The organism is Arcicella aurantiaca (assembly GCF_003148625.1).
Classification (GTDB): domain Bacteria; phylum Bacteroidota; class Bacteroidia; order Cytophagales; family Spirosomataceae; genus Arcicella; species Arcicella aurantiaca.
On the sequence record NZ_QGGO01000009.1, the window covers coordinates 40,698 to 67,106 of the forward strand.

The following is a 26,409-nucleotide window of genomic DNA, read 5'->3' on the forward strand; positions in this document are numbered from 1 at the left end:
TTGTCCATCTATTAGTGGCTTATATCCATTTGATTGTATGAAGCAGAGAAAGAATTTTGCAATGTTAAAATTCCACTCATAATTTCAAAAATACAATCATGAATATCTCTTTAGAACAAGCAGAAAAAGCTATTGTTGCGGCAAAAGCAAAATCAATTGAATTAGGTGTTAAAATGAATATTTCTATCGTTGATGGTGGAGCAAATTTAGTAGCATTCGCTCGCATGGACGGTGCTTGGTTAGGTTCTTTAGACATCTCTTTGAAGAAAGCAAAAACGGCTCGTTTCTTTGATATGAACACAGGAATCATTGGAACACTTTCTCAGCCAGGTGGTTCTTTGTATAATATCGAACACTCAAATGGAGGTTTAATTACTTTTCCGGGTGGTGTGCCAATCAAAAATGCGGCAGGTGAAATTATTGGAGCAATCGGTGTTTCTGGTGATTCAGTAGAAAACGACCATACCGTTGCAGAAGCAGGTGCATTAGCTATTTAAAATATTTGCAAATCGTTTTACCTCTAAAAATCTACGGACAAATAAACTTTATTTGTCCGTTTTTTTGTTTATCAATCAATATGGAAAAAACAGCCTTTACCCTCATTAATCCCCAAAATGGAGATTTAGCATTTAAAATATTTTCCTTTGATAATAATAGCCCTTTCGACCACCTTCAACGGCATAATTATTATACCATTTTATTACTTACTGAAGGCGAAGGAACGCTCAAAGCTAATTTGTCGGAGTATCAATTCTCTGAAAAAATCATGTGTTGTTTTACCCCTTATCAGCCATATATGATTCAGACGGAAGGTGAAATTTCGGGACTTGCTATTAGTTTTCATCCTGATTTTTTTTGTATTCATCGTCATCAGCAAGAAATTGCCAGCAATGGGGTTTTATTTAATAATATTTATAAACCTCCATTTTTCAACATTACCGACGACGATATTATTCAGCTATATAGCTTGATTAGTCAGATGAAAACAGAAGTTGAAAAGAACGAATTAGCCAAACACGAATCATTGGTTTTGTACCTTAAAATCTTTGTTATCAATACCATCAGAATTAAAGTTCGAGAATACGAACAAGCGAAAAAGTTACTATCTTACTCCAAAGAACCGCCCATTTTGCAGGAGCTAAAAGTTGCCATTGAAAAACATTATAATTCCAAACATACCGCAAGTGAATACGCTGATTTACTGAATATTACGCCAAAAAATTTGTCAAAATTGGTGAAAAGTTATTTCAATAAAACCCTTACCGATTTAATCTCTGAACGTATTATTATTGAAGCCAAACGAGAATTATATTTGACTTCAAAACCCATCAAGGCGATTGCTTACGATTTAGGTTTTTCGGACGAATATTATTTTAGTCGATTTTTTAAGAAAAATGTGGAGGTTTCTCCATTAATGTATCGTGAAACGGTAGGGTATAATCGAGATATTTTACTCATTCCAGAAAATAATTAAAATGACAAAACCAAAAGAAAACCTTGAAGTTTGGATGCGTGGACCAATTGCGGGACTTGCTCCACTTTTACAACCCGTTGCTCATGCCATTTTACAGGCACGTGAAGAGGTAAATTTAATGATGATTGATTTTCCAGATGAATTGATTTGGGAAAGACCTTCGGGCGTTGCTTCGGTGGCTTTTCATTTACAGCATCTTTCGGGTGTGTTGGACAGACTTTTCACGTATGCCAATAATCAAATTTTAAACGAAGACCAATTAGAACTCTTAGCTTTAGAAGCTGATTCTACACAGTTTTTAACGGTAAAAGGTTTGTTGACTCGTTTTAATAATCAAGTAAATAAAGCCTTGACGCAATTGAAAAATATTGACGAAAAAACGCTTTTAGAGCCTCGTGGCATTGGTAGAAAACAAATTCCGACCAATCTCTTAGGTTTACTTTTTCATGCTGCTGAACATACCCAACGTCATACAGGACAGCTTTATGTAACCGTAAGGATTTTACAAAATTCGTAGTAATTACAATCCAGAAATAAAAAAAACGTTTATATTTGGATTGCTTAAATACGAAATATCCTTACTTAAATACAGCCATGAAAAAATCTATACACATTATGCTCTTTCGGGCATTACTGCTATTTTGTATTGCCATTTTTTTAGACTCATGTAAGCTTTTTCGTCGTAAAGAAAACTCTACTACATCTTCTAATAAATATCCTTCAAAAACGAACAATGCTGGAAAACGTAGTTACAATACCAAAACAATCAACGAAATTGTTTCTTTGGCACGTTCATACACAGGTGTTCCGTATCGTTCGGGCGGTACAGATGGCAACGGAATGGATTGTTCTGGATTATTGTACTGTGTGTATGGGCAATACGGATTTATTATACCTCGAATTTCTTGGCAACAATCTGAAATTGGGAAAGAAGTTGAAATGGATGAAATTAGGGTAGGGGATTGGGTATTTTTTGTAACCAATAAAGGAGGAACGGGAACAATTAATCATGCAGGAATTATTACAGAATTGAAGAATCCCAAAGAAGTTTATTTTATTCATGCTTCCTCCTCCAAAGGTATCCGAGAAGATAATTTAATCAGTAAATATTGGATGAGTTGCTTTGCAAAAGCTACCAGACCTTTCTGATTTAATTGTGAATTGTGAGTTAGTGATTTATGTATTCTGACAACTATTCACTAATTCACAATTCACTAAATACAGTGTTTAATAAGTTTCTTCAACTTCCCGAAACAGTATCCATTGCGGGTAAAAACTTTCGGGAAGTAGTCGAGAGGTTCACTTCCCGAAAGTTTTTTCTACTTTCGGGAAGTTCTACAAGATTTTGGAATAAAAATTATCCAGATAACTTATTAAACAGTGTACTAAATCACAACTAACTTAAAGTAATCTTATGCTCAAAAGGCGTTATTCCTGTCAAGAAAACGTGCATTCCGTCTGTTCTTAAACTTCCAAAATGCGATGTGTACATTTCGCCTTCAATTCCTCTTAATTTTGAATGCTTGAAAGTTCCTCCGTCAATTTTAATAGTGTCTTTTCCCAAATGGTATTCGCCCGAACCACTCGCTAAAGTATAATTATCTGCTGAATCTTCAATTTTGCTGAACCCAACTAAGTTTCCGCCTTCTTTAAAGCAAAATTCAATCGTTACATGAACGCCATCTGTGCCTTTTGTACTGAATGTCAATTCATTAATACCATTTTTTTGTTCAATAGAAATCGTCGTTTCAAGCGTTCTGATATTGCTTTGTGGACGATGTTCAAAATCCATTTTGTTCCAAAAACGTCCGTCGGTGCTGATTGAGTGTTTATAATCGCCATCTGCTTTTTTGAATTTGGCAGGCATTGGTTGATAATAAGGTGCTTCAATTTTCTGACTCAAAACATATTTTCCATTTACTTTTTTGATGCCCTTGCTTCTGAAATATCCCGTACTGAAAAAATCGGTTGAATAACGCATATATTTCAAAATGGCTTCTCCTTTTCGGAATGAAAAGAAATTTGGACTCGTTGAACGTCCCGAACCAATAATGAGAGGCAGGTCTGTGCCACCAAAAATGGTTACGGTTTTATCGTTATTTCTAATTCTGACCAAATTTGAGGTTTCAAAAAACTTCTCGAATGTCAAAGCTGGATTTTTGGGTTGTGGCATTGGCTTTTTGTACAAAGGCTCTTCCAAAAAATAAAACAGTAAATCGTTGAGTACCTTTTCATCAAATCCTTTTACTTTTTCGATGAATTTAGTGATGGCGGCAAACTCAGCGTTATTGTCCTCAATGGCAAAAAAGCGGTAATTATGATAAAAATTAAGAATATTTATCGGAGCAAATTGGTCTTGTCTTCTTGAATCATTGCAAACTAAATCGCCATTGGGTTCTGTGTAAAAATAGGTCATCATCAAATTTTTACGGACAGGTTCGTACAATTTTGGTCTATCCAATAAACGCCCCATCGCAATTAAAGCACGGTCGGTCACTTCACCATAAATCATACTTCTTTCTAAATAATGCCCATCTTTGTCAATAAAAAGTCCTTCTGAAAGCCACTCATCAATACGATTAACGTACTTTTTATCAGGAAATAACGCATTGATTCTTGCTAATGAAGCGGATACAACCCAACGGTGATTTGGCGTGTGAATGCCTCCCAAACGTAAACCTTCTCCCGATTTTAAAATAAAGGTTTTAAGCATTTCTTTGATTTCATTCAAAGATGCCATTTTGTTCGTTCTTAAAATGGTCAAAGCCGAACAAAGTGGTTCTAAAATGAAAGCGGTATCGGGCGGAGATGCTAAATTACCAATGTCAAGTGTGCCGTCAGGATTTTGAGCTTTTAATAGAAAACGCATGATTTTATCCATGTAAGGCACAACATCTTCCTTTTGAAAGTATTTTGAAGTAGGTTCTGTGATGGCGGCCGATAAATTAGCCAAATCATACCCTAATCGTCTTCTGATTTCAGTAATATCTGTCGATAATGCTTTGATTAATTTGCTAACTTCTTCATGATTTGCCGCTACAATTTTACTGTAAAAATCATCTTCCTCATTTGCTCCGAACATAAGATTAGATTTACTTGACAAGCCTACCACTGCTCCTATGCCGATTAAATTGGTAATAAATTTTTTTCTTGAAATATTTTCCATGTTTGGGTTTTCTAAATTTAGTAATAATCAAATTTGTATTTTTGTGTATATTTATACTAAGCGAAAAGCGATTTGCGAAAAAGCGAACAAGTAAATTACTAAAGAAACAAAACTCAATTTTACTCGAAAGTCTTTCTGAATACAATGCCCAACATAACCATTAAAGATATTGCCCGAAAGTTTAAATGCTCGCCTTCAACGGTATCAAGAGCTTTGAATAATTATGAACATACCAATATTGAAACTCGTAATACCATTCAAGAGTATGCTCAGAAAATGGGCTATCAACGAAATTCTGTGTCGTTGAGTTTACTCCAAAAAAATACCAAAACGCTCGGTATTGTCTTGCCCAATATTTCTCAATTTCATGAGAGTGCTATGGTCGAGGGGCTTCAATCTGTTTTACAACCCTTAGGCTATTTATTGAATATCTGTGTGACCAATGAAAGCTATTCTCTTGAAAAAGAATACGTTGAACGATTAATGTCAAATAGAGTAGATGGTATTTTTATCTCGATAGCTCAAGAAACATATAGTGAAGTGCGTTATGACCATCTCCAAACAGTGATGAACAGAAACGTTCCTTTAATATTTATTGACCGACAAAATGGCGATAAAAAAACACATTGTGTATCTACCGATGATTATTTAGGGGCGTACATGGCAACCGAACATTTGATAAAAGGCGGATACAAACGAATTGCACATTTACGGGGTCCTTTGGGTGTAAACTTAGCTGAACAAAGATTTAATGGATATAGAGATTGTTTGTTTAAAAACAATTATCCTATTGACGAAAGTTTGGTTTCATTCGTGAACTTCAACATTGAAAGTGCCATTGAGCCAACCAAATCATTGTTAGCTTTACCTAATCCTCCAGATGCGATTTTTGGTGTAAATGACCAAGTCTGTTTCGGAGGATTACAAGTTATTAGAGAAAAAGGGCTGAAAGTACCCGACGAAATTGCCATAATTGGTTTTGACAATACGCCAATCTCAGCGTATTTCTATCCATCACTTAGTACGATTGCTCGTAAAAGCAGACCTATTGGAGAAGAAGCAGCCAAACTTTTTCTCAATCAAATTAACCAACCTACTATTGCCAATCATATCGTTCTTCCCCCAGAATTAATAGTCCGAAACTCATCTTCGTTGCCAAATTAGTAAATAATTTTTGGAAATTTTCAGTGCAAACAATTTCAAACGTTTGCATAAGGAAATATTCAAAAATTGCCATTTATTATTTTTTAAATACAGTAATAAAGCAAAAACGCCATCTTTGATATTTTAGATTCTCTAAAGAACTGAGTACAATTGAAGATGGTGTAGAAGGGCTGTGGGTGTTAGCTATGACATTTATCATTTGTGAAAAAAAACTCTTTTTGTTAAGAAGTTTTTGAGACATGAAAGAAAATTTATAGAAAAACGCCACATTTCTACACGTTGGAACTCCTCAGTTTCGGATAGAGAAAGTATCACTCTTTCACAAAACCCAATACAATGAAATCAAAACATTACGACTATTCTCATCGGAATTTAATCTGGGGAATATTTGTGTTGCTTTTAAGCTTTACAAATGTTTTTGCCCAAACAAAGACCATTTCTGGGAAGGTATCAACTGCCGATGGTAAGGAAGGAATACCTGGCGTTTCAATTAGTATCCAAGGTACAAAAGTAGGTACAACAACCGATGGTAACGGTAAGTATTCTTTATCTGTGTCTGGTTCAAACGCTGTTCTTGTATTCTCGTCGGTAGGATATGTTACAGAACAAAAAACAGTAGGAAGTCAGCTCCTGATTGATGTACAATTAGTAGCTGATACCAAACAATTAGGGGAAGTCGTTGTGGTTGGTTATGGTACTCAATCTCGTAAAAACCTGACGAGTGCCATTTCAACAATCAAGCCTGAAGACCTAAATCGTGGTGCAATTACTGATGTAGGTCAATTACTACAAGGACGTGTTCCGGGATTAAATATTTCTGCCAATGGTGACCCAAACGCTACGGCGGCAGTAGTATTGCGTGGAGCTTCAACCATCAACAGTTCGCAAGGGCCACTTTATGTAATTGATGGAATTCCAGGAGCAGATATTTCAACAATTGCCCCTGACGATATTGCTTCAATCGACGTTTTGAAAGATGCTTCCGCAACGGCTATTTATGGTAACCGTGCCGCAAATGGTGTTATTATGGTAACAACTAAAAAAGGGAAGAAAGGTGACATGAAAGTAAATTATCATGGATATGTGGGTATCGAAAATGTATCAAGTCGTTTGAATATGATGGATGCTACACAATTGAGAAGCTTTTTAACAACAAATGGTTTATCATTTTCACCTGCGGATGATAAAAACATGAATACAGATTGGCAAGCTGCCGTTCAGAAAGGAACTGCTACTTCTCAAAATCATAACTTATCTTTCAGTGGAGGAACAGAAAAAAGTACTTATAGTGCAAGTTTAAACTATACAGACAAACAAGGTATTTTGCTTGGTAGTGACTTAAGCCGTGTGATTGCTCGTGTTGCTTTTGAACAGTCTGCTTTAAATGATAAAGTTAGATTTGGTTTGCAGATAACTAACTCAAACAGTAATGCCAATAATACGCCATTAAGAAATAACGTATTGGAACAAATGATTAATCATTTACCTGTTTCGCCAGTAAGAAATGACGATGGTACGTTTTTCGAAAATCTTACCAATACAGGGTACTTTAACCCAGCTGCAATAATTGCTAATGGGCAAGATAATACCAAAACGAATGTTTTGACAGGAGCATTTACAACTCACGTAACCTTGCCATTTGGCTTAACGTATGATTTGAATCTTTCTTATCAAAACTCTACTTCTCTTCATGGTGAAGCTTATGGAAGTTATTATACAAAATACAATAGTGCTAACTTCTATAATAATCCAGAGCCTCCGCAAGTTCACTCGTTACAAAATTTCGGAACAAATGGTTCTGCATTGAGAAATTCTTACCAAAACACGAATAAATTGTTAGAAACATTTTTAGGTTGGAATAAAGAATTTGGCGAGCATTCAGTAAACATGGTTGTTGGTTATTCTTGGCAAGGAAGAATTATTGGTGACGGTTTCCAGTCGTCAAGTACAAACTTCCCAGTGGATAATATTGGTTTTAACAACTTTGCATTGAGTAACCCTTATGCCATTTCTTCGTATCGTGTAAACTTCGGTGCTGATGGAATTTACCAAGAAACTCGTTTGATTTCAGATTTCGCTCGTTTGAATTACAACTTCCAAAACAAATACTTGATTCAAGGGTCAATCAGAAGAGACGGTAGTTCTGTTTTTGGGGCAAATAATCAATGGGGATATTTCCCTTCTGTGGGTTTTGCTTGGAGAGTTAATCAGGAGAAATTCATGGAAAAACAAACACTTTTCAGTGATTTGAAATTAAGAGCAAGTTACGGTGTAACGGGTAACTCTTCTGGATTTAACGCTTATACAGCTCAATTTATGTCGGGTAGTTTAGGAACATATTATTACAATGGTGTTCAAACGGCTGCTTATGGACCAACTCAAGCGGCTAACCCAGATTTACAATGGGAAAAAACGGCGACTTCAAACATTGGTATTGATTTCAGTATCTTGAAGGGTAAAGTAAGTGGTACGCTTGAAGTCTATGACAAACAAACCACAGGAATGATTTATTCATACAGAGTTAACCCAATATTAGTACCAGTTGGAAGTATTATTTCAAACGGTGGTAGCATGAGAAATAAGGGTATTGAATTTAGTTTGAATGCAACGCCTGTAAATAATAGTAAGTTTTTATGGACTACCAGCATCAACTTTGCAAGTAATAGCAACGTCATCGAAAGTCTTTCTAATCCACTTTTTGCAGGAGGTGACTCTATCCGTTTAACTCAACCAGAAGGAGGAGGACAAACAGGTAGTACATTACAAATCTTGAAAGCTGGCAGACCATTAGGACAATTCTTTACTTTGGAATATGCAGGTAAAAATGACAAAGGTGTATCTCAATATGTAAATGCAAAAGGAGAATTAACAACTACGCCAGCGATTGGGGCAGACTATAAGTACATGGGAAGTCCACAACCAAAAGTATTAATTGGTTGGACAAACACGGTTCGTTATGGAAATTTTGACTTTAATGTTTTCATTAGAGGTGTTTTTGGAAACAAAATTTTCAATGCTACCAGAGCTGATTTGTTTAGACCAAGTACCGCACAATATACCAATATTTTGGTAGATGCTGCCAACGAAACAAAAGCAGATGTAAACTCGTATAAATATTCATCACGCTTTATTGAAGATGGAAGTTATATCAGATTAGACAACGCTACATTAGGATATAATTTCAAGAAAACTGGACAATATATCAAAAACTTAAGAGTGTATATGTCGGTAAATAACGCATTTACAATCACAAGTTATACAGGTATTGACCCAGAGGTTAACCAAGGTGGAATTGCCCCTGGGGTAGATTCTAATAACTTTTATCCTAAAACTCGCACCGTATTATTTGGTGTAAATCTGTCATTCTAATTTTTGTAAATATGAAAAAGATAACAACATATATAAGTCTCTTGGCATCAGTTTATTTCATGTCGTCATGTCATGATGTAGTTGTGCCAATTTCAACTGAATTAACGCCTGATATTTTTCCTCAAAATACAAGTCAATTTATCCAAGCATCAGGACCTCCTTATGCAGCATTGAGAGGAGCATATTCACTTGATTATTGGTTTATGCAATCAGAATCTACCGATGAATCAATCATGCCTGCAAGAGGTGGAAACTGGTATGACAACCAAAATTATCGCCATTTACATTATCATTCTTGGTCAAAAGACCACGGTAATACAAACAGCACTTGGTCGTGGTTATCAACCGTAATTGGTACAACCAATCAAGCATTATCTATTTTGGATAAAACAATTCCTGCCACTACAACCACTAAAGCAGCTAACCTTGCTGAATTGAAAATGGTGCGGGCAATTGCCTATTTTATGATGATGGATTTGTACGGAAATGTGCCAATTTACACAGAATATGGCGATTTTACGCCAAAACCAAATACACCTCGTGCCAAAGTATTCGACTTTATTGAAGGGGAAATTAAAGCAGCAATTCCAAGTTTGAGTGCTGATGTAAGCGTAGCTACTTATGGGAGAGCAACCAAATATACCGCTTATGCACTTTTAGCTAAAATGTACTTAAATGCAGAGGTTTACACTGGAACGGCTCGCTGGAAAGATTGTATCGAAGCTTGTGATAATGTGACGGCATCTGGGAAATATGCTTTGGAAACTCGTGCGAATTATTTGCAAATGTTTTATCCAACAAATGGCCCGCAAATGAAGGAATTTATTTTTGCCATTCCTTATGACCCTGCCGCTGCATCAATGCCTGGAACGAACGGTTTTATGTATCATGCACGTTATGACGTAGCACGTTCTCAAACAAAAAGATTCAGCTTGCCATTTACGCCTTCAGCACCAAGAAGTACCTTGCCTGAATTCTATGCTCATTTTAATGATGCCAACGACATCAGAAACAAGCAATGGTTGACTGGCTTACAATTTTTGGCTGATGGTGTAACTCCGTTAACTGTAACTACAACCAAAAAAGGGTATGACCAATTTTATACAGGGGCTGACGGAAGTGCTGCTTATACTTATCAGGTAAATCTTACGCCAAAAGTAGAATTAAGACAAGATGCTGTAACTTTTGATGCTGGAAATGATGAAATTGCTTGGAACATGGGCTATCGTAATATTAAGTTTTTTCCAGATGCAAGCTCTACTACAAGAAACCAAAATAACGACGTTCCTTTCTTGAGATATTCGGATATTGTTTTGATGAAAGCTGAAGCAATTCTTAGAGGTGGTGCCGCTACTAATGGAGAAACAGCTTTATCGCTTTACAACCAATTAAGAGCTAACCGTACAACGTCACCAGCAGTATCTTCGGTAACTTTAAGTGATATTTATTCAGAAAGATGTCGTGAGTTTGCATGGGAGTCTTGGCATAGAAATGATATGATTCGTTTTGGTAAATATGAAGATACTTATGGTTTCAAAACCAATTCAGATATTACTCGTAGAATCTTCCCAATACCGACTTCTGCAATGGTTTTAAACCCTGCGTTAACACAAAACCCGGGGTATTAATCACTTGATTATCCTTAAAACTAAATTTTGTACGATTTTATCATTTTGAATAATACGATATTATGCAATTTTTGAAAATATAATCGACAGTTTTGCGTATTTAAGGCGTCAATTATCATTTTAATCCAGAGAATAGTGTTTATATAAGCACTATTCTCTGGATTTTTTTTGAATAAGAAAGTATCGAAAATTATGATGAGCAATCTATACCTATTCCAAAATGTCATTTAAGTGTGTTTTTTGTAGTAGAATTTAGAATCTTATCGCTTTCTTATCCATAAAGAGTAAAAATTGTGGTTATTTTCATATTAAATATGATGAAGCAACCTTTATATAAATATCAAAATTACTTATTGTACTATTTATTCATTTCGCTAACTCTATGAATTATAGAATATTTACACATTTTGAGAAAAATAAATTTAATTTTATTTTGAAATATTTGTATTATTAATTGAAAAATGTATTACTTTTGAAATCATAAAATCCAAAACAATTTTTTTTGCTATTAAATGTGTTGATGTGACACATTTTTTTAAATATCAATAATGTGTTAAAGTGACACGTTTGATTTTAAAACCAGTGTTATTTTTTTGAAATTTATTGTGTCAGATTAACACATATATTTAAAAACATTGCCTATGAACAAAAAATACTAAACAAAAAACAAACACAAAGTTCACAAGGGAGGTAACTCCTTCAATACTCAAAAAATTATTACTCATTTTAAATTTAAACATGCTCATATTTATGAAAGCATTCTATCAAAAAGCAAAGTATTCGTTGAACTATGAAAAGTTCTTTCGTTTTTGCTCAATATTAACACTTTCGTTAATATTCATTTTTTCACCATTGCTAAGTAGTTCACTACAAGCAAATGGAATTTCTCATTATAATTTCAGAGGAATTTCAGGGAAAGTAAGTGATGAAAATGGTTCGCCAATTGTAGGTGTAAGTGTTAGTATTAAAGGTACAAGCGTAGGAACATCAACCGACAGTCAGGGTAATTACAAATTATCAATTCCCGACGATAGCAAAGACGCAACTCTGGTATTTTCATTTGTAGGTTACTCTCCAAAAGAAGTTCAAGTTCGTAATCAAAGTGTTGTAAATGTTATTTTGGCTGAAGACAATAGAGAATTGACTGAAGTTGTAGTAGTTGGTTATGGTACGCAAAGAGTGAAAGATTTAACAGGTTCGGTAGGAGTTGTTAAAGTTAAAGATGCTCAAAAAACGGCTACTCCAGACATTGCTAAGTTATTACAAGGACAAGTTTCTGGTGTAACTGTTCAAGGAAATGGAGAACCTGGAGGAGGCGTTCAAATCAAAATTCGTGGTATCAGTAATTTTGGAAATAACAGCCCATTATTTGTAATTGACGGTGTACCTGTTGACGGAGCAATGGACTTTAACCCAGGTGATATTGAGTCGATGCAAGTGTTAAAAGATGCTTCTTCAGCGGCAATTTATGGTGCTCGTGGTGCAAATGGTGTGGTCATTATCACAACAAAGCAAGGAAAAGAAGGTCAGATGAAAGTTAGTTACAATGGTTATGCAGGTGTTCAGAATATCGCAAGAAGATGGGATTTGATGGACAGAGCAGGTTACCAAAAAGTAGTTTCAGCGGCTGAATTGAATGCAGGACTAAGAATTGCACCTGCTAACGACCCAACTAACCCTGCTTATATCAGTGGTGTTAATACAAATTGGCAAAACGAAGCTATCAAAACGGGTTATATCACAGACCATAATATTAGTGTATCAGGTGGTAGCAAAAATTTACGTAGCAGTGTTTCAGTAGGATATTTCAATCAAACAAGTACCGTAACAGGACCTCAAGCTTACAAACGTTTTACTTTTAATGGTAACGTTACAGGTGAAAAAGGGAAATTCAAATTTGGAGCAAAAGTTGGATTCACTGATGCAGATAAAGTAGGAGCTGAAAATACTCGTGAACACGCAGTGTTTGGTGGTGCGGTTACAAGTATGTTAACGGCTATTCCGACCATGCCAGTTTATGATGCTAATCGTTTAGGTGGTTTTGGTGGTAGCGATAACAATACGCAAAGAGCAATTACTTTGAACGTAGTAGGGATGAACTCCTTATTGAAAGGTACTGACAACAGAAACCGTTTATTGGCAAATGCTTGGGGTGAATACGAAATCGTGAAAAACTTGAAGTATAAATTGAATTTAAGCCATGACCGTTTAGATTACGTTTATAAATATTTTGAACCAGAATACGATTTAGGTTTTTATTATTTAACGCCAAACGCAGTTTACAATGAAAACCGTGGCGATGTTATTACCAACCTTATTGAGAATACTTTAACGTATAATTTTGAAATTGGTAAACATAGAGTTGATGTTTTAGGTGGTTATACTTTCCAAAACTTTACGAATAATTCAATTCAAGGTTCGGTAAAAGGATTAGAAAAACCTTATATTCAGTCGTTGAGTGCTCCAATCAAAATTGATGGTGGTAGAAATGTAACTGGGGCTCAATATGAATCTGCTTTAATGTCATATTTAGGACGTTTAAATTACAATTATGCTGACCGTTATTTATTGACAGTAAACTTCCGTCGTGATGGTTCTTCTAAATTCAGTCCATTAAATCGTTTCGGTAATTTTATGTCAATTGCAGGTGCTTGGAATGTTCATAATGATATTCAATTACCTGCTGCCATTAATACCTTGAAATTAAGAGGAGGTTATGGTGAATTAGGAAATCAGTCTATCGGAGATTATTTATTTGATACATTCATTAACGGAAACGCAGGATATGTTTTTGGTGGAATTTTAGCTCCAGGTGCAACACGTACTCAAGTGGTTGACCCAAGTATCAAATGGGAGTCAAAACGTACTACCAACGTTGCAGTTGATATGAGTTTATTAGAAAACAGAATTTCATTAACGGCTGAATACTTCAATAATACTGCTTATGATATTCTTGCTCCAGTGCCAATTCCATATTCAGTAGGTGCTACCAACGGAACAATCACAACCAATGCCGCTTCAGTAAGAAACAGTGGTGTTGAATTAACAGCAACTTACCGCAAAAAATCGGGTGATTTCCAATATGAAGTTTCAGGAAATATCCATACTTTGAAAAACACTGTATTAGCTTTAGGTGGTACAAACAGCCCAATTTATGGAGCAGCAAGTATTACAGAAGTTGGTTCGGAAGTTGGACAATTATATGGTTATCAGACAGAAGGTATTTTCCAAAATGCTGACGATGTTAAAAATCATGCAGAGCAAATTAATGCTGCTCCCGGTGATATTAAATTCAAAGACGTAAACGGTGACGGTAAAATCACAGCTTTAGATAGAATTTATTTAGGTTCTTCAATTCCAAAAATTTCTTACGGAATTAACTTTTCTGCCACTTATAAAAACTTTGATTTCTCAATGTTTATGCAAGGACAAGCAGGAAACAAAGTATTCAATGGTGTTTACCGTGACTTGATGGGCTTACAATATTCAAACGGAAGTGTGAATGCTTTAAATTATTGGACTCCTGCAAACACTTCAACGAATGTTCCAAGACCAATCATTGGTGACCCAAATGCTAACGGTAGAGATTCAGACAGATTTGTGGAAAGTGGTTCATATTTGAAATTACAAAATTTCCAATTTGGCTATAATGTGCCGTCAGCAATTTTGAAAAAATTGAAAGGCATTGAATCAGCTCGTTTCTATGTTTCTGGACAAAATGTATTTTTCCTAACTGGTTATAAAGGTTATGACCCAGACTTCTCAAGCGATGGATTATTCTCTCGTGGTTATGACTATGGTTCATATCCAAATCCGAGAACTTTCATGGCAGGTGTACAAGTAGGTTTTTAATCAATTAAACTCAAGAAAATGAAAAAGAATACTTTAAAAAATATCGCTTTCTGTGCAAGTTTGATGCTTGTAAGTGGAGCTTGTGAAAAACAATTAGAACAAAATAACCCTAATGCTCAGACTTCTGCAACTTTTTGGCAAAGCCAAGACGATGCTCTAAAAGGAGTAAATGCTGCTTATCTATCTTTAGCCGTTGATGGTGGATATATGCGTTCAACCAACCTTTTGTTGGATAACCGTGGAGACGATTTAAAGAGTAACAGTCCTTGGGACCAAATGTATAACTCTGGAAAATTTGCACTCAATGCAGGTAACGACGCCATTTATGGATGGGCTTACGGAAGTTATTATGAAGGAGTATCTAAAGCTAATTTAGTGTTGGATAATGTTCCAAAAATAGCAATGGACGCTGAGTTGAAAAAGAGAATTTTAGGTCAAGCTTATTTTCTACGTGGACTTTACTTTTTTCACTTAGTAAATATGTATGGCAATGTTTCTTTACCTGTTAATTCAGTAAAATCAAAAGCAGATTTTACCGTTCCTCAATCAACGCCAGAACAAGGATGGAATCAAGTAATTGATGACTTGAAAAAAGCAGCAGAAATGTTGCCAGCGTCTTATGAGGGTGTAACTGGTTCAGATAAAGGACAAACTGGTAGAGCAACTAAAGGGGCTGCGATGGGATATTTAGGAAAAGCCCTTTTATTTAATAAACGCTATCAAGAAGCTGCTGCTCAATTTAAAGCAGTAATTGATTTAGGAACATATAAATTAGTTACAAATTATCGTGATAACTTCACAGAAGCGAATGAGAACAATAGCGAATCAATCTTTGAAGTGCAATTCTCTCGTGATGCAGGTGGAAAAGATTTGAACTGGGGTGGCGAACCTGCTCCGGGTTGGGGTAGAGTAACAGGTAGAGCAATTACTTATGGTGCAAGAGGTTTAGGCTGGACAGACGTTCAACCAACTCGTTGGATTTTTGATGAATATCAGAAAGAAAAAACGGCTGATGGTAAAGTTGACCCACGTTTACCTGCAACCATGTTTTACAATGCACCGGGAATCATGGTTTATGGCGTAGAATTTTCAAAAAGATACGGAGGAAACCCTCAAGATTTGAACGATTTGTTTTGTAGAAAATATGCAAATGATGATACAAAAGCAGATGAATTTGACTGGCGTTCGGGTATCAATGAGCGTTTGATGCGTTATTCAGATATTTTGTTAATGTATGCAGAATGTTTGAACGAATTAGGACAAACTTCTCAAGCAATTCCTTTCGTACAACAAGTGAGAGCAAGAGTTGGTTTAGCAGATATTACTAAAGTTAGACCAAACATGACTCAGGCTGATTTCCGTGACCAATTATCACATGAAAGAGCATTGGAATTCTGTTTAGAAGGTCACCGTTTTGATGATGTAAATCGTTGGGGATGGTTGAAAGATGCCACAAAACTATCAGAATTGAAAAAGCATGACCCTGAATTTGATACTTACAAAACAGGACGTGAATATTTCCCAATTCCACAAAGAGAAATTGATAATAATGCAGGTGTTAAGCAAAATGCCTCTTATTAACTTTTGGTTGAATTGACTTATTGAGGGAGGATTTTCCTCCCTCACATTTTATAAACGATATGAAAAAACATTGTTTTAAGCTGTTGATATTACTTGCTTTTTTTTCTTGTGAGAAAAAAGAAGAAACCCCACAACCTACTACACCCACAACTCCAGTTGTTACCACACCTACTTTTGATATAAATACAATAAAAGATAGTTATGACGAAATTGCCAATCCAACGAATTTTTTACGTTGGGGTGTTTATAATGTTCATGACCCTTCCATCATCAAACATAACGATACTTATTATTGCTATAATACCGACGTAGCATTTGGGTTTGACATCAAACCCGGAATTCAAATCCGTTCTTCAAAAGACCTTGTTCAATGGTTTACTTACGGTTGGGTTTTTGACCAATTGCCAAAAATGGGAGCCGATTTTATTCGCCAAAATGGTACAGTTCCATTCAATTCTCTTTGGGCTCCATACATTACAAAATATAATAACGAATTTAGATTGTACTATTCCTTATCCTCATCTGACCCACGCAGAAGCGTTATTGGACTTGCCACAGCTTCTCATCCAGAAGGACCTTGGACAGAAAAAGGATTAGTTGTGGTTTCGGTCAATGATAATTCAAGACAAACCAATGCCATCGACCCAACAATCGTAACAACCCCAACAGGCGAACAATATTTTTATTATGGCTCTGGTTGGGATGGTATTTATATGCTACAACTCGACCCTGCAACGGGACTTGCTTTAAAAGCAGGTGATAAAGGAAAAAGAATAGCCAATAGAGGTTTTACAGACGGAAAATATAACGGAAACATAGAAGGAGCAGAGATAATCTATAATAAAGAACTAAAAAAATATTATCTATTTATTGCTTACGATTGGTTAGCTACCAAATACAATGTTCGGGTTTGCAGAAGTGATTCGCCGACAGGACCTTTTTATGATTATAACGGAATAGATGCCAATAAAGACGTTGACCATGAACCAATGATTTTAGCTCCTTATCAATTTAATGGACACGTTGGCTGGCAAGGCGTTTCACATTGTTCAGTGTTTCAAAATCCTGATAATGGACAATATTTTATGGGACATCAAGGCAGACCAGCCAATCAGGCTGCATATATGATTTTACACGTTCGGAAAATTTTGTGGACGGAAGACGGTTGGCCTGTGGTTTCTCCTGAAAGATTTGCTTATGAAGAAACCAAAAATGTAGAAGAATCTAAAATTATTGGCGATTGGGAACGCATTAAGTTTAATTATCAAATTGTCCCTGGATACGATAAAGAGCAAACTTCTCCCGATTTTCAGAAATCTGTCGATTTAAAAATTAATGCCGACAAAACCTTAAATACTGACCCTGCAAGCACTTGGAGCTATAATGTACCGTGGTTGACACTAAAATGGAGCGACGGAACAACTGAAAAAGTAAACGTGCAAGCAGGGCGAGATTGGGAAAACAAAAAAGATACTTTCGTTTTTACAGGACTGAATAATAAGGGAACTTCCGTTTGGGGAAAGAAAAAGTAACATAGGTTGCTAACCTGTATATTTTTGACAGGTCAAAAAAAAATGGGCATAGAACAAAAAAATAGTACACAGATGACACAGATAATAATAACACAGATTTTCACAGATTACAGAACGAAATCTGTGAAAATCTGTGCTTCGCAGCATCTGTGTCATCCGTGTTCCATTGTTTGTGAAATTTCAAAAAGATTAGCCTTTTTGTGGCTTATTTTAATGATTTTTAGTTGCCAAAAGCAAACTAAAACGGCTTTGTTTTTTACCAATTTACCATCTTCCGAAACAAAAATTACATTCAATAATCAAATCACAGAAAGCGATTCTGTCAATTTCTACACCAACGAATATATGTACATCGGTTCGGGCGTTGGCGTTGGCGATTTTAATAATGATGGACTGCAAGACGTATTTTTTGGAGCAAGTCAGGTTGGTTGTAAATTATATTTGAATAAAGGGAGTTTCCAATTTGAAGACATTACCGAAAAAGCAGGAATTACAAAAAAACAATGGATAACAGGCGTAAGCGTAATTGACATAAATCAAGATGGTTGGCAGGATATTTACCTTTGCGTTTCACATTTTAAAGATGCCAATCAACGTAAAAATCTGCTTTTGGTGAATCAAGGAGGACAAAATCCAACTTTTAAAGAACAAGCAGCAGACTACGGTTTAGCAGATACAGGTTTTTCAACACAAGCTACTTTTTTAGATTATGACAAAGACGGTGATTTGGATATGTACTTGCTAAATCACAAGCTTTTTGAACCTCAGCCCAACCGTTTAGTTCCTGTTGATTCTACTGGAAATGCTCCTGCTGCTGACAAATTATACCGTAATGATTTTCCTTTGAAACACTTTACCGATGTTTCAAAACAAGCGGGAATTAAAGAAGATGGCTATGGTTTAGGCGTGGTAATAACAGATTTGAACCAAGATAATTACCCAGATATTTACGTAGCAAACGACTATTTGAGTAATGATTGCTTGTGGCTGAACGATAAAAAAGGACATTTTACGAACATTATTGCCAAAGCGACCAAACATCAAAGTTTTAGTAGCATGGGTGTTGATGCGGCTGATATTAATAATGATTTACTGCCCGATTTAGCCGTTTTAGACATGATGCCCAATACCAATGACCGTAAAAAAATGATGGTTTTAGGATTTACACCCGAAAAATTTGAAATGCAAAGAAGTCTTGGATATCAGCAACAGTTTTCAAGAAATATGTTGCAAATAAATCAAGGAAATAGACAAAATAACGAACCACTTTTTTCTGAAATTGGGCATTTAGCAGGCATTGCCGAAACCGATTGGAGTTGGAGTATTTTAATGGCTGATTTTGACAATGATTCTTGGCGAGATATTCATATTAGTAACGGACTTGCCAAAGACTTAACCAATAACGATTTCATTGCTTTTACTCAAGAAGAAAAACACAGCGAATACAGTTTTGGCGGAGGTGATTCTCAAAGTATAAGTCCTGACCAAATTAAAAATTGGCGTAAAAGATTAGATGAATTTGAACCTGTTAAAAAGACAAATTTCTTTTATCACAACAATCAAAATTTAACTTTTGACGACCAATCAAATTTAGTAGGAATCACAGATAAATCAATTTCACAAGGGACAGTTTATGCCGATTTTGACAATGATGGAGATTTGGATTTGATTGTCAATAACATGAATCAAGAGGCATTTGTAATACGAAATGAATTACGTAAATCGACGGCTGATTCGACTCATAATTTTTTAAGAATAGAATTAAAAGGTAGTCTTGGTAATTTGTCAGGAATTGGTGCTAAAGTGTTGATTTATAGTAATAATCAAGTTCAAGTTGCGGAGCAGTCGCCCGTTCGTGGATATGCTTCAACGGTGGATAATCGTTTGCATTTTGGTTTAGGGAATAGCTTGAAAATAGACTCTTTGAAAGTAATTTGGGCAAGTGGAAAGACCCAAACGTTACGAAATTTAAAAGTAAATCAGTCTATTATTTTGAGTGAAAAATTGGCGAATATTTTATCATCGCCGTTGTCTGTGTCTTCACAGACGATATTCACATCGCCGTTGTCTGTGTCTTCACAAACAATAAATTTCAAACATCAAGAAACGCCATTTTTCGATTATTATATTCGTCGATTACAACCTCAAAAATATTCACAATTAGGACCGTGCATGGCAAAAGGTGATATTAACGAAGATGGATTAGATGATTTTTTTGTGGGTGGTGCTGCCAGACAATCAGGAAAGTTATTTGTACAAAAACAAGATGGTAGTTTTGACGGGAAGGAGTTAGAAACTTTCGGGAAAATGGAAGAAGATTTAGCTTCTGAATTTTTTGATGTTGATAATGATAAAGATTTAGACCTTTTAGTAGTAGGTGGAAGTACAGAATATCCAAGAGGTTTTGCGTCAGTACCAAGATTATTTTTAAACGATGGGAAAGGAAATTTTAAAAGAAATCAAAATGCTTTCTCACAAAATATAAATGTATTTTCAAGTACAATTGCCCTAAATGATTTTGATAAAGATGGTGATTTAGACGTATTTATTGGCGGTAGAATTGATAACGAGAACTTTCCAAAATCACCCAAAAGTTTTTTGTTTGAAAATAATCGAGGCGTATTTAAAGACGTAACTGATTTATTCAGTAGCGATTTTCAAGATTTGGGAATGATTACAGATGCTCTTTGGGTAGATGTTGATAATGATAAAATTGAAGATTTAGTGGTTGCAGGAGAATGGATACCAATTCGTTTTTTCAAAAATACCAAAAAGAAATTAGTTGAAATTACTGATAAGATTGGCTTGAAAAATAATGCAGGAATGTGGCGTTCTTTGGCTTCAGCAGATTTGGACGGTGACGGTGATTTGGATTTAGTAGCAGGAAATTACGGTCAAAATAATAAATATCATGTTACTGCTGAAAGACCATTTTATCTTTTTGCCAAAGACTTAGACAATAGTGGTACTAACGAATTAATGCCAGCGTATCACATTCGTAATGCAAATCAAGAATTTGAATTATTCCCAGATTTTGACAGAACTCAAATTGCCGAGCAAACGCCAATTATCAAGAAAAAATACCTTTATCATAAAGATTTCGCACAAGTTACCATGAATCAATTAATAGACGATTTTGGGCAAGAAAATTTGCTGAAACTACCTTGTGAAACTACCCAAAGCGTTTGGTTGGAAAACATGGGAAATGGAGAATTTAAAAGTCATGATTTACCAATCGAAGCACAATTTGCACCTGTCAATTGTATTGTAATTTCAGATTTTGATAACGATAATCAACTTGACATTTTATTGGCAGGTAATGAATATCAAACCGAATATTCAACGGGTAGAACTGATGCTTCGTTGGGTTTGATGTTAAAAGGAAATGGCAAAGGAAGTTTTAAAAGTATTCCTACTTATAAAAGTGGTTTCTTAGTGGAAGGAGATGTAAAATCAATGCTTTTGATTGATAATCAAATAGTTGCAGGAATTAATAATGAGCCTGTTAAAGTGTTTAGTACAAGATTTAAAGATTTGAATAGTGCAGTGAAAACTAAAAAATAGTTACCAAATAAATTTCTAATGAAAAAAATATTATTCCTTTTGTTAATTGCAAGTAATGCAATGGCTCAATTAGTTGAATTGCCCAATGGTAATCCAATTATTAAAGATAAATTTACTGCTGACCCTGCTGCATTAGTTTATAAAGACAAAATGTACATTTATGCAGGACACGACGAAGCCCCTGTTAAGGAACAACGTTACGTAATGAATGAGTGGTTGGTTTTCTCAACTTCTGATATGAAAACTTGGACTGAACACGCTGTACCGTTAAAAGCAACAGATTTTGCATGGGCAAAAGGCGACGCTTGGGCGTCGCAAGTGGTGGAACGTAACGGAAAATTTTATTGGTATGTGGCTATTTCTCATGGAACAATTCATGGAAAATCAATCGGTGTAGCAGTTGCAGATAATCCACTTGGACCTTTTAAAGATGCGAGAGGTTCGGCAATTATTACCAATGATATGACCAAAGGGGCAAAGATTTCTTGGGACGATATTGACCCAACCGTTTTTATTGATGACGACGGACAAGCCTATCTTTTTTGGGGAAATACTGCTTGTTATTATGCCAAATTAAAGCCTAATATGACTGAATTAGACGGTGAAATCAAGCAAGTAGAAGTACCAACAAAATTTACAGAAGCTCCTTGGGTGCATAAACGTAAAGGCATTTATTATTTGAGTTATTCAATTGATTTTCCAGAAAAAACCGTTTATGCAACCAGCAAGAGCATTCATGGCCCTTGGAAATTTGAAAGTTTAATTTGTGAAAATGCAGGAAATTGTAATACCAATCACCACGCAATTGTGGATTTTAAAGGTAAAAGTTATTTTGTTTATCACAACGGAGCTTTATCGCCAGATGCGGCAAGTTTTCATCGTTCGGTTTGCGTAGATGAATTGAAATACGATAAAAATGGAAAAATTTTGCCTATTGTAATGACTTCGGCAGGATTGAAATAATTAAGTATCGTAGAACCTCACCCCCGCCCCCTCTCCAAAAGAGAGGGGAGTATTCGTTCTTTATCTCCCCTCTCTCTTGGAGAGGGGGCGGGGGTGAGGTTTTGTGGGCTTTACCATACTCTGTACTTTTGTTCAATCTTAATCAAATACAATAGCGAATACTAATTGCCAAAACCTAAAAAACATTGAAAAATATATTTAAACATAGTATTCTTTTAGCCATCATTTTTGCGAGTGTTTTTCCCACTGCTGCACAAATGCAAACCTTTCCGTTGCAGTCGGTAAAGTTGACGAATGGTGCTTTTAAAAATGCTCAGGACGTTGATTTGAAATACATTTTAGCTCTAAATACCGATAAATTATTAGCTCCCTATTTGATTGACGCAGGTTTAGCTTTAAAAGCTGAAAGATACGGTAATTGGGAAAGTTCAGGACTTGATGGGCATATCGGAGGGCATTATTTGTCGGCTTTGGCAATGATGTATGCTTCCACAAAAAATGCCGAATTAAAGAGCCGTTTAGATTATATGATTTCTGAATTAGCTCGTTGTCAAGCTAAAAATGGCAATGGTTATGTGGGTGGTATTCCGCAAGGAAAAGTATTTTGGGAACGTATCCATAAAGGCGATATTGATGGCAGTAGCTTCGGTTTGAACAATACTTGGGTACCTCTTTACAACATTCACAAACTTTTTGCAGGCTTACGAGATGCGTATCAGTTTACCAATAATAAGCAAGCTTTGAAGGTTTTTATTGGTTTGGGAGATTGGTTTGCGGACTTAATAAAACCGCTTTCAGATGAACAAATCCAAATAATGTTGCGGACAGAGCATGGCGGAATGAATGAAGTTTTTGCTGATTTATACGAAATCACAAAGGACAAAAAGTATCTCCAAATTGCAGAAAAAATATCGCACAAAGCTATTTTAAATCCATTAATTCAGAAGCAAGATAAATTGACGGGTTTGCACGCCAATACGCAAATTCCAAAAGTGATTGGGTTTGAAAAAATAGCTCAGTTGAATGGAAACAAAGATTGGTCTGACGCCGCAGTTTATTTTTGGAATAATTTGACGCAAAAAAGAAGCGTTGCTTTTGGTGGAAATAGCGTTCGAGAACATTTTAATCCAACTAATGATTTTTCTAAAATGTTGGAGTCGAATCAAGGGCCAGAAACGTGCAATTCTTACAATATGCTTCGTTTGAGTAAAGCACTTTTCTTGGATAAAAATGATTTGCAATACCTCGATTTTTATGAGAAAACGCTTTACAATCATATTCTTTCGAGCCAACATCCAACGCATGGTGGTTTTGTTTATTTTACGCCCATTCGTCCAAATCATTACCGAGTTTATTCTCAACCAGAAACAAGTATGTGGTGTTGTGTGGGTTCAGGTATAGAAAATCATACTAAATATGGCGAGTTGATTTACAGTCATAATCAGCAAGATTTATTTGTAAACTTATTTATTCCATCTGAACTAAACTGGGCAGACCGAGACATAAAACTCACGCAAAAAACGCAATTTCCATTCAGCAATTTTTCAGAAATGATTGTCAATTTAAAGCAATCGAAAAACTTTAAAATTGGGATTCGTTTCCCGAAATGGACAAGTCAAATGAAAGTTTCGGTTAATGGTGTAAATCAGAAATTTACTGCAAAATCATCTGAATACATTTTGCTTAGTAGAAAATGGAAAAATGGCGATAAAATTTTGGTAGAATTGCCGATGAAAACGCATTTGGAATATTTGCCAGATAGTTCAAATTGGGCGGCTATTATGCACGGGCCAATTGTTTTAGCTGCCAAAACAGATACAACAAATTTAGATGGACTTTTTGCAGATGATAGCAGAATGGGACACGAAGCCAAAGGAAAATTATATCCTTTGGAAACTGCTGTGGCATTGGTTGACGATAACAAAAATTATTTGAATAAGATAAAGACTATCAATCCTAAAAAACTTGAATTTTCGTTTTCAAATCTTACCCTGATTCCGTTTTTTGAATTGCACGATGCACGTTATCAAATGTATTTCCAAACGATGAATTCGGAAGAATTTACGAAAAATACAGAGAAATTTAAAAACTACGAATCTCAGATTTTAGCTTTGGAAGCCAACACCGTTGATAAAATAAATTGTGGTGAACAACAACCCGAAGTTGACCACAATTATAAAGGCGAAAAAAGCGACTCAGGTTATGAAGAAGGGCATTTTTGGAGAAATACAAAAGCATTCATTTCTTATCAATTAAGTAATAAAAATTTAGAAGGAAAATTCATTGAAATATCAGTTTTAGACAAATTTAAAACAGAAAATATGGCATTTTTATTGAATGAAAAGCCTTTAGAAATATTATCAAATGAGAATAAAATCATAAAGTTGAAAATTCCTGATTCGGAAAATTTAACTAAAAATCTTGTACTAAAAATCAGTGCAAACAATGGTGTATATTCACCTCGAATTCATCAAATTAGATTAACAATAAAACCTTAATTCATTGAAAAAGACATCTTTATCAATCGTTTTTTCTTTGTTTTTGTCAGGAATGATTTCCGCACAAAACAAAATTACTTTGAATACCGATTTGGCTAAAACCAAAATCGATAAACACATTTATGGGCATTTCGCTGAGCATTTGGGAAAATGTATTTACGGTGGAATGTATGTGGGTGAAAACAACACAAAAATACCGAATACAAACGGTGTTCGTAATGACGTAATTAAAGCTTTGAAAGACTTGAAAGTGCCTAATTTACGTTGGCCAGGTGGTTGTTTTGCAGATACTTACCAATGGAAAGATGGTATTGGACCAAAAGCAAAACGCCCAAGTATGATTAATGCTTGGTGGGGCGGCGTTACGGAAGATAACAGTTTTGGAACGCATGATTTCTTGGATTTATGCGAGCGTATCGGTGCTGAACCATATTTAGCGGGTAACGTAGGAAGTGGTACTGTGAAGGATTTAACTGATTGGGTAACGTATGTGAATCACCCAACGGGAAGCCCAATGTCAGAATTACGTAAACAAAATGGTCGTGAAAAGCCTTGGAACGTAAAAATTTGGGGTGTTGGTAACGAAGCTTGGGGTTGCGGAGGAAATATGACGGCCGAACATTACAGTAATATTTATCGTCAATACGCAACTTTTATGGCAGATTGGAGCAATACAGGCGGTTTATACAGAATTGCTTCGGGAGCAAGTGATGGCGACTATGCTTGGACAGAAACTTTGATGAAAAACATTCCTCATAATATGCTTTCAGGCGTAGCATTGCACCATTATTCTGTTTTGAGTTGGGGCGATAAAGGACCTTCGGTAGATTTTACGGAAGCTCAATATTTCAAAACAATGGATGAAGCTTGGAAAATGGAAGAATTCGTAACTCGTCACTCAACGATTATGGATAAATACGACCCAGCTAAGAAAATTGCTTTGGTTGTTGACGAATGGGGCGGTTGGTATAATGTTGAAGCAGGAACAAATCCGGGCTTTTTATACCAACAAAATACCATGCGTGATGCCATGATTGCAGGGATTACTTTAAACATTTTCAATAATCATGCTGACCGTGTAAGAGTTGCTAACTTAGCTCAAATTGTAAACGTGTTACAGTCGGTTATTTTAACAAACGAAGAGAAAATGTTGCTTACGCCAACGTATCACGTCATGAAAATGTACAACGTTCACCAAGATGCAACGCTTGTTCCTATTTCGATTGAATCGGCTTCTTATGAATATCAAGGCAAAAAATTGACGGCTGTTTCTGCTTCTGCTTCAAAAGATGCAACGGGTAGTTTGAACGTTTCTTTAACAAATATTGATTTTGCAAAACCACAGGAAGTAACCATCAATTTGAGAGGTGAAGATTTTACAAAAGTTTCTGGACAAATCTTAGCTTCTGCAAAAATCAATGATTTCAACTCTTTCGAGAATCCTAACAAAATTGCCGTACAAGATTTCAAAGGAGCAAAATTAGAAAAAGGAGTATTAAAATTGACACTTCCTGCTTATTCGGTAGTGGTTTTGAATTTGAAAAAGTAACACAGGTTTCTAACCTGTCATCAGTAAAGTAACACAGGTTTCCAACCTGTCATCAGTCAAGTAACACAG

Annotated in this window: 15 protein-coding genes; 14 read left to right on the plus strand and 1 reads right to left on the minus strand. The window is 35.6% G+C overall.

What is annotated here, in order from left to right; all coding sequences use genetic code 11:
• Window positions 1-98: 98 nt before the first annotated feature.
• From LV89_RS10290 to LV89_RS10305, 4 genes are all read left to right on the plus strand, one after another.
• Window positions 99-497, plus strand: coding sequence for a GlcG/HbpS family heme-binding protein (locus tag LV89_RS10290; protein WP_109742810.1), 399 nt, complete (start codon window positions 99-101; stop codon window positions 495-497).
• Between the two features lie 80 nt (window positions 498-577).
• Window positions 578-1,474 carry a helix-turn-helix domain-containing protein gene (locus LV89_RS10295; protein WP_109742811.1) on the plus strand — a complete coding sequence of 299 codons (897 nt, stop codon included), beginning with the start codon at window positions 578-580 and terminating at the stop codon, window positions 1,472-1,474.
• Between the two features lies 1 nt (window position 1,475).
• A complete protein-coding gene (locus LV89_RS10300) occupies window positions 1,476-1,991 on the plus strand; it encodes a DinB family protein (protein WP_109742812.1) in 516 nt (171 codons plus the stop codon).
• 77 nt (window positions 1,992-2,068) lie between these two features.
• The gene (locus tag LV89_RS10305; RefSeq protein WP_229201501.1) at window positions 2,069-2,623 is read left to right on the plus strand and encodes a C40 family peptidase; all 555 of its coding nucleotides are present in this window, start codon (window positions 2,069-2,071) and stop codon (window positions 2,621-2,623) included.
• A gap of 247 nt (window positions 2,624-2,870) precedes the next feature.
• On the opposite strand, the gene LV89_RS10310 is transcribed toward LV89_RS10305, so the two are convergent.
• Window positions 2,871-4,640: a prenyltransferase/squalene oxidase repeat-containing protein gene (locus LV89_RS10310; protein ID WP_109742814.1), complete on the minus strand. Its 1,770-nt coding sequence runs from the start codon at window positions 4,638-4,640 to the stop codon at window positions 2,871-2,873.
• Between the two features lie 144 nt (window positions 4,641-4,784).
• On the opposite strand from LV89_RS10310, the gene LV89_RS10315 reads away from it, so the two are divergent.
• From LV89_RS10315 to LV89_RS10360, 10 genes are all read left to right on the plus strand, one after another.
• On the plus strand, window positions 4,785-5,804 hold the full coding sequence (locus LV89_RS10315; RefSeq protein ID WP_229201502.1) for a LacI family DNA-binding transcriptional regulator: 1,020 nt from the start codon (window positions 4,785-4,787) through the stop codon (window positions 5,802-5,804).
• Window positions 5,805-6,140: 336 nt separating this feature from the next.
• On the plus strand, window positions 6,141-9,173 hold the full coding sequence (locus LV89_RS10320; protein WP_109742816.1) for a SusC/RagA family TonB-linked outer membrane protein: 3,033 nt from the start codon (window positions 6,141-6,143) through the stop codon (window positions 9,171-9,173).
• Window positions 9,174-9,184: 11 nt separating this feature from the next.
• A complete protein-coding gene (locus LV89_RS10325) occupies window positions 9,185-10,801 on the plus strand; it encodes a RagB/SusD family nutrient uptake outer membrane protein (protein WP_109742817.1) in 1,617 nt (538 codons plus the stop codon).
• Between the two features lie 750 nt (window positions 10,802-11,551).
• Window positions 11,552-14,653 carry a SusC/RagA family TonB-linked outer membrane protein gene (locus tag LV89_RS10330; protein WP_158279559.1) on the plus strand — a complete coding sequence of 1,034 codons (3,102 nt, stop codon included), beginning with the start codon at window positions 11,552-11,554 and terminating at the stop codon, window positions 14,651-14,653.
• An 18-nt stretch (window positions 14,654-14,671) separates the two neighbouring features.
• Window positions 14,672-16,234: a RagB/SusD family nutrient uptake outer membrane protein gene (locus LV89_RS10335; protein WP_109742819.1), complete on the plus strand. Its 1,563-nt coding sequence runs from the start codon at window positions 14,672-14,674 to the stop codon at window positions 16,232-16,234.
• 59 nt (window positions 16,235-16,293) lie between these two features.
• Entirely contained in the window at window positions 16,294-17,766 is a 1,473-nt protein-coding gene (locus LV89_RS10340; RefSeq protein WP_109742820.1) for an arabinan endo-1,5-alpha-L-arabinosidase, read from the plus strand.
• Window positions 17,767-17,838: 72 nt separating this feature from the next.
• Window positions 17,839-21,330, plus strand: a complete 3,492-nt coding sequence (locus tag LV89_RS10345) for a VCBS repeat-containing protein (protein WP_158279560.1) — start codon at window positions 17,839-17,841, stop codon at window positions 21,328-21,330.
• 18 nt (window positions 21,331-21,348) lie between these two features.
• Complete coding sequence (locus LV89_RS10350) at window positions 21,349-22,293, plus strand: glycoside hydrolase family 43 protein (protein ID WP_109742822.1); 945 nt, start codon at window positions 21,349-21,351, stop codon at window positions 22,291-22,293.
• A gap of 185 nt (window positions 22,294-22,478) precedes the next feature.
• The gene (locus tag LV89_RS10355; RefSeq protein ID WP_374755140.1) at window positions 22,479-24,791 is read left to right on the plus strand and encodes a glycoside hydrolase family 127 protein; all 2,313 of its coding nucleotides are present in this window, start codon (window positions 22,479-22,481) and stop codon (window positions 24,789-24,791) included.
• A 52-nt stretch (window positions 24,792-24,843) separates the two neighbouring features.
• Complete coding sequence (locus LV89_RS10360; RefSeq protein WP_109742824.1) at window positions 24,844-26,340, plus strand: alpha-N-arabinofuranosidase; 1,497 nt, start codon at window positions 24,844-24,846, stop codon at window positions 26,338-26,340.
• Window positions 26,341-26,409 lie beyond the last annotated feature (69 nt).

Excerpts from the sequence above, each read along its gene's own strand:
- LV89_RS10335 (WP_109742819.1), top strand. The coding sequence starts at position 14,672 with ATGAAAAAGAATACTTTAAAAAATATCGCTTTCTGTGCAAGTTTGATG.
- LV89_RS10310 (WP_109742814.1), bottom strand. The coding sequence starts at position 4,640 with ATGGAAAATATTTCAAGAAAAAAATTTATTACCAATTTAATCGGCATA.
- LV89_RS10350 (WP_109742822.1), top strand. The coding sequence starts at position 21,349 with ATGAAAAAAATATTATTCCTTTTGTTAATTGCAAGTAATGCAATGGCT.
- LV89_RS10305 (WP_229201501.1), top strand. The coding sequence starts at position 2,069 with ATGAAAAAATCTATACACATTATGCTCTTTCGGGCATTACTGCTATTT.
- LV89_RS10325 (WP_109742817.1), top strand. The coding sequence starts at position 9,185 with ATGAAAAAGATAACAACATATATAAGTCTCTTGGCATCAGTTTATTTC.
- LV89_RS10345 (WP_158279560.1), top strand. The coding sequence starts at position 17,839 with ATGACACAGATAATAATAACACAGATTTTCACAGATTACAGAACGAAA.
- LV89_RS10330 (WP_158279559.1), top strand. The coding sequence starts at position 11,552 with ATGAAAGCATTCTATCAAAAAGCAAAGTATTCGTTGAACTATGAAAAG.
- LV89_RS10315 (WP_229201502.1), top strand. The coding sequence starts at position 4,785 with ATGCCCAACATAACCATTAAAGATATTGCCCGAAAGTTTAAATGCTCG.
- LV89_RS10320 (WP_109742816.1), top strand. The coding sequence starts at position 6,141 with ATGAAATCAAAACATTACGACTATTCTCATCGGAATTTAATCTGGGGA.
- LV89_RS10295 (WP_109742811.1), top strand. The coding sequence starts at position 578 with ATGGAAAAAACAGCCTTTACCCTCATTAATCCCCAAAATGGAGATTTA.
- LV89_RS10360 (WP_109742824.1), top strand. The coding sequence starts at position 24,844 with ATGATTTCCGCACAAAACAAAATTACTTTGAATACCGATTTGGCTAAA.
- LV89_RS10300 (WP_109742812.1), top strand. The coding sequence starts at position 1,476 with ATGACAAAACCAAAAGAAAACCTTGAAGTTTGGATGCGTGGACCAATT.
- LV89_RS10340 (WP_109742820.1), top strand. The coding sequence starts at position 16,294 with ATGAAAAAACATTGTTTTAAGCTGTTGATATTACTTGCTTTTTTTTCT.
- LV89_RS10290 (WP_109742810.1), top strand. The coding sequence starts at position 99 with ATGAATATCTCTTTAGAACAAGCAGAAAAAGCTATTGTTGCGGCAAAA.